Origin of the sequence: Stenotrophomonas sp. YIM B13575, assembly GCF_042787595.1 — a bacterium.
Classification (GTDB): domain Bacteria; phylum Pseudomonadota; class Gammaproteobacteria; order Xanthomonadales; family Xanthomonadaceae; genus Stenotrophomonas; species Stenotrophomonas lactitubi_B.
The window spans coordinates 1-1,890 of sequence record NZ_JBHZOP010000202.1; the positions used below are offsets into that span (position 1 = coordinate 1).

Here is a 1,890-nt window from a genome sequence, read left to right on the forward strand (position 1 = left end):
CCGGCGCTGCCGACCTGTCCTGGTAGCGCCGGGCCATGCCCGGCGGATGCCTGACGGGCTTACAGCGCTTCCAGGCTGCACCACGGCAATCCAGGCAGGCCCTGCCCGGCCGCCGCCGCTGCTACCTGTACGTCGGCCGCGTCCACATCGATGCCCTGCCGCACATACCAGGCCGGGTCGTAATAGCTGTGCGCATAGCGATCGCCGCTGTCACACAGGATGCTGACGATGCTGCCCTTGCGACCCGCCTCGCGCATCCACTGCGCGGCCTGCAGCACGCCGATGAAATTGGTACCGGTGGAGCCACCGACGCGGCGCCCCAGCTGGCGGCTGACGTGGCGCATCGCGGCCAGGCTCAGGGCATCTGGCACCTTCACCATGGCGTCGACACTGGTCGGAATGAAGCTCGACTCCACCCGCGGCCGGCCGATGCCTTCCACCCGCGAGCCGCCGCTGCAGGTCATGCCGCGCCACTCATTGCCGCCGGCCAAGGCAGCCTGGTAGCCGTCGAAGAACACCGACACTTCCGGGTCCGCACACAGGATGCGGGTGTCGTGCCGGCGATAGCTGACGTAGCGGCCGAGCGTTGCGGCCGTACCGCCGGTGCCGGGGCTGCACACGATCCAGTCCGGAATCGGGCTGGGCTCCTCGGCCATCTGCTTGAAGATGGATTCGGCGATGTTGTTGTTGGCGCGCCAGTCGGTGGCGCGCTCGGCATAGGTGAACTGGTCCATGAAGTGGCCGCCGGTTTCGCGGGCCAGCTTTTCCGAATCGCAGTTGAGGTCGCAGGCGCGCTCGACCAGGTGGCAGCGGCCACCGTGGAACTCGATCGCCGCGATCTTCTCCGGCGACGTCGTGGCCGGCATCACCGCGATGAACGGCAGGCCGAGCAGTCGCGCGAAGTAGGCCTCGGACACGGCGGTGGAGCCGCTGGACGCTTCGATCACCGGCCGCCCTTCGCGCAGCCAGCCGTTGGCCAGCGCATACAGGAACAGCGAGCGCGCCAGCCGATGCTTGAGGCTGCCGGTGGGATGGCTCGATTCATCCTTCAGGTACACCTCGATGCCCTCGAACCCGGGCAAGGCCAGCGGGATCAAGTGGGTATCGGCGGAACGGTTGAAATCGGCTTCGATCTTGCGGATGGCGGCGGCCACCCATTCACGCTGCGACATGGCGGGCAATGGTCATCAGGACGGAACGGTGCGATCCGGCCATTGTACGTCGCGGTGCCGTCAGCTGCCGCCCCGTAGAATGGCACCCATCCGGCCGGCAACGGCCCTGTCTGAAGGACCTCCCCCATGACCATTCCCGCCCTGCGCGATGTCCCCGGCGTCGCCGCCCAGGCCCCGGCCGAAACCACCGGTTTCGTCTTCAACCACACCATGCTGCGGGTCAAGGACGCCACCGCCTCGCTGGACTTCTACACCCGCGTGCTGGGCTACCAGCTGATCGACAAGCGCGACTTCGCCGAAGCCCAGTTCAGCCTGTACTTCCTGGCCTACGTCCCGGCTGGCACTACCGTGCCGGAAGATGACGACAGCCGCCGCCTGTGGATGGCCGGTCTGCCGGGCGTGCTGGAACTGACCCACAACCACGGCACCGAGACCCAGGACGGACCGGTCTACCACGACGGCAACAGCGACCCGCGCGGGTTCGGCCACATCTGCGTATCGGTGCCGGACATCGAGGCCGCCTGCCAGCGCTTCGAGTACCTGGGCGTGACCTTCCAGAAGCGCCTGACCGACGGCCGCATGAAGAACCTCGCCTTCATCAAGGACCCGGACGGCTACTGGGTCGAGATCATCTCCAACGCCTGACTCAGAAAGGCGCACAATTCCGGTAGCGCCGGGCCATGCCCGGCGGCCTTGAGCAGGCCGCGCTGCGCGCTCG

The 1,890-nt window shown here is 67.6% G+C and carries 2 protein-coding genes; one reads left to right on the forward strand and one right to left on the reverse strand.

The window, feature by feature from the left end; genetic code table 11:
• Positions 1-59: 59 nt before the first annotated feature.
• Positions 60-1,172: a PLP-dependent cysteine synthase family protein gene (locus tag ACFX4F_RS20955; RefSeq protein ID WP_099820590.1), complete on the reverse strand. Its 1,113-nt coding sequence runs from the start codon at positions 1,170-1,172 to the stop codon at positions 60-62.
• A gap of 126 nt (positions 1,173-1,298) precedes the next feature.
• Between ACFX4F_RS20955 and gloA the strand changes: the two genes are divergently transcribed.
• A complete protein-coding gene (gene gloA / locus ACFX4F_RS20960) occupies positions 1,299-1,817 on the forward strand; it encodes a lactoylglutathione lyase (protein ID WP_099820589.1) in 519 nt (172 codons plus the stop codon).
• Positions 1,818-1,890: the final 73 nt, after the last annotated feature.